General features: G+C 73.6%; 4 protein-coding genes. All 4 read right to left on the reverse strand.

Translation table 11 applies throughout. The features are described from left to right. Positions 1-574 (reverse strand): Glu/Leu/Phe/Val dehydrogenase dimerization domain-containing protein (locus tag ESO86_RS14220; RefSeq protein ID WP_277985232.1); only part of this gene is annotated, 574 nt, incomplete at its 3' end. 121 nt (positions 575-695) lie between these two features. Continuing rightward, a complete protein-coding gene (purH, locus tag ESO86_RS14225; RefSeq protein ID WP_129235586.1) occupies positions 696-2,306 on the reverse strand; it encodes a bifunctional phosphoribosylaminoimidazolecarboxamide formyltransferase/IMP cyclohydrolase in 1,611 nt (536 codons plus the stop codon). Further along, entirely contained in the window at positions 2,303-2,896 is a 594-nt protein-coding gene (gene purN, locus ESO86_RS14230; protein ID WP_129235587.1) for a phosphoribosylglycinamide formyltransferase, read from the reverse strand. The genes purH and purN overlap by 4 nt, the downstream gene beginning before the upstream one ends. An 89-nt stretch (positions 2,897-2,985) precedes the next feature. After that, the coding region (locus ESO86_RS19090; RefSeq protein ID WP_165307890.1) for a hypothetical protein at positions 2,986-3,181 on the reverse strand (196 nt) is incomplete at its 5' end.

Consider the following 3,181-nt stretch of genomic DNA (forward strand, 5'->3'; position numbering starts at 1 on the left):
GGCCGGCGACGTCGCGCGTCCCGAACACGTGATCGAGGGTCGCGAGGATGCCCGCGTGCACGCCGGCCGCGGTGGCGTCGGCCGGCTCGCCCACGCCGCCCTGCTCGGCGGGCAGGCCGCAGACGTGCTCGGTGCGCTCGTGGACGACCGCCATGAGCTCGGCGCTCGTGCCGACGTCCTCCGCGGTCATGTACGCGCCGCCGAGCGACTCGACGGCGTCGCCGAGGTCGAGCATCGCGTCGTGGCGACGCGCCTCGTCGAGCGTCTCGCCCGCGGGGATGCAGACGACCGACTTGCCGCCGCCGCGCGCGAGACCGGCCGCGGCGTTCTTCAGGGTCATGGCCTGCGACAGGCGCAGGGCGTCGGCGAGCGCGTCGGTCCAGTGCTCGTAGTGCCAGACGCGCGCGCCTCCGAGGGCCTGGCCGAGCGCGGTGGAGTGCACCGCGACGATGATGGTGAGCCCGGAGCGGGGACCCCGCGTGATGAGCACGCGTTCGTGGTCGGGTGCGTCGGCGGGCAGTGCGGCGTGGACCCCGTTGGACGGGGACGGCGCGGGGGCGTGGGTGATCGACATCGATCGGCTCCTTGTGTTCATCGCCTTGTGGGCGCGGCTGTGCGGGCGCTTCGTGGGCGCCTCATCTCAAGGGTACCGCCGTGGGGACGCTCCGACGCCCCACGGCCGGGGGCGGCGGCGCTCAGTGGAAGAAGTGCCGCTCCCCGGTGAAGTACATGGTCACGCCCGCGGCCCTCGCCGCCGCGACGACCTCCTCGTCGCGCACCGATCCCCCGGGCTGCACGACCGCGGTCACGCCCGCGTCGAGGAGGATCTGCAGTCCGTCGGCGAAGGGGAAGAACGCGTCGGATGCCGCCACCGACCCGGCCGCGCGATCGCCTGCGCGCTCGACCGCGAGCCTGCACGAGTCGACGCGGTTGACCTGGCCCATGCCGACGCCGACCGAGGCGCCGTCGGAGGCCAGCAGGATCGCGTTCGACTTCACCGCGCGGCAGGCCCGCCAGGCGAACTCGAGGTCGGCGAGCGTCGCCTCGTCGGCGGGGTCGCCCGCGGCGAGCGTCCACTCGGAGGCGGGGGCGAACGAACGGTCGGCCTGCTGGAGCAGCAGCCCGCCGGAGACCTGGCGGATCTCGGTGACGGGCGGCTCGAAGCCCTCGGGCAGCTCGAGCAGGCGGAGGTTCTTCTTCTGCGTGAGGATCTCGACCGCGTCGGGCTCGAAGCCCGGCGCGACGAGCACCTCGGTGAAGATGCCGGAGACGGTCTCGGCCATCTCGCGGGTCACCGTGCGGTTCGCCGCGATGACGCCGCCGAACGCCGAGACGGGGTCGCACTCGTGTGCGCGGCGGTGCGCGTCGGCGATCGGGTCGGCGGCGCCGGATGCCGCGACGGCGATGCCGCACGGGTTGGCGTGCTTGATGATCGCCACGGCCGGGGCGTCGAAGTCGTACGCGGCCCGCACCGCGGCATCCGCGTCGACGTAGTTGTTGTACGACATCTCCTTGCCGTGCAGCTGCCTCGCCTGCGCGATGCCCGGGCGACCGCCGACGGCCGAGTAGCGCGCGGCCTTCTGGTGCGAGTTCTCGCCGTAGCGGAGGTCGGCGTCCTTGGTCCAGGCGGCGCCCACCCACGCGGGGAACGGCGACTCCTCGACAGCCTGGTCGGGTGCGACGACGCTGCCGATCCACGAGGCGACGGCGATGTCGTACGTCGCGGTGTGGCGGAACGCCTCGCGGGCGAGGTCGCGTCGCTGCGCGAGCGTCGTGCCGCCGGCGCGCACGGCCGAGACGACCTCGTCGTAGCGGTCGGGCGAGACGACCACGGCGACGTTGGCGTGGTTCTTCGCCGACGCGCGGACCATCGCGGGCCCGCCGATGTCGATCTGCTCGACGATCTCGTCGGCCTCGGCGCCAGAGGCCACGGTCTCGACGAACGGGTAGAGGTTCACCACGACGAGCTCGTACGGCGCGATCGCGAGCTGCGCGAGCTCGCGCTCGTGGTGCTCGAGCCGGAGGTCGGCGAGCAGGCCGGAGTGCACGGCCGGGTGCAGCGTGCGCACGCGCCCGTCGAGGTGCTCGGGGTAGCCGGTCACGTCGGCGACCTGCGTCACGGGGAGCCCGGCGTCGGCGATCGCCTTCGACGTGCCGCCGGTCGACACGATCTCGACGCCGGCCTCGACGAGGGCCGAGGCGAGCTCGACGAGCCCGGACTTGTCGCTCACGGCGATGAGCGCGCGCCTGACGGAAACGACGTCCCGGTCGCGGTAGAGGCTCGGGTCGATGCGTGCTCCGCTCATGATGCGGCGAGCTCCTTCAGGTCGAGGTGCGAGTTGGCGATGTCGATGACGGCCTGGATGAGCAGGCGCCGCTCGACGGGCTTGATGCGGTCGTGGAGCGTCGACTCGGTGTCGCCGGGGAGGATCGGCACGCGCTCCTGCGCGATGATCGGGCCGCCGTCGACGGAGTTGTCGACGACGATGAGGCTCGCGCCGGTCTCGGTCGCGCCCGCGGCGAGCGCGTCTCGCACGCCGTGCGCGCCCGGGAACTCGGGCAGGTACGCGGGGTGCGTGTTGATGAGGCCGGGGCTGAACGCGTCGACGACGGCCGGCGGCACGAGCCGCATGAGCCCCGAGAGGATCACGAGGTCGGCGCCCCAGGCGCGCACCTGCTCGATGAGCGCGTCGCCCCACTCGTCGCGCGAATCGTAGGCGGTGAAGGGGACGGTGAAGGCCGGGATCCCGAACTCCTCGCCGAGCGCCAGTCCCTCGCAGTCGCGGTCGGCGCCGATGGCGACGACCCTCGCGGGGAACTCGGCGTCCTCCGACGCCTCGAGGAGCGCGCGGAGGTTCGATCCCGTGCCCGAGATCAGCACGACGAGCTTCAGCACCCTACGAGGGTACCCGCCGCGCAGACGAGCGGATGACACGGGCCCGCCCGCGCACGTGCGCAGCGACCCGGCGGGCGGTGGAATCGCGCTCAGCGACCACGGCTCCCGCGCGTCAGTCCCTCGATCTCGGCCGTCTGGACGTCGTCGGACGACGCGTGCTCGTCCGGCGCGGGATCCGCCCACAGCGGTTCGCCCGGCGGCTCCTCGTCATCGACGCCCTGCCGGGAGCGGGCGCGAGCGGCGAACGCCCCCGCGATCGCCCCGACGCCGACGCTCGCCGCGGTC

It is taken from the genome of Agromyces binzhouensis (assembly GCF_004135055.1).
Taxonomy (GTDB): Bacteria; Actinomycetota; Actinomycetes; order Actinomycetales; family Microbacteriaceae; genus Agromyces; species Agromyces binzhouensis.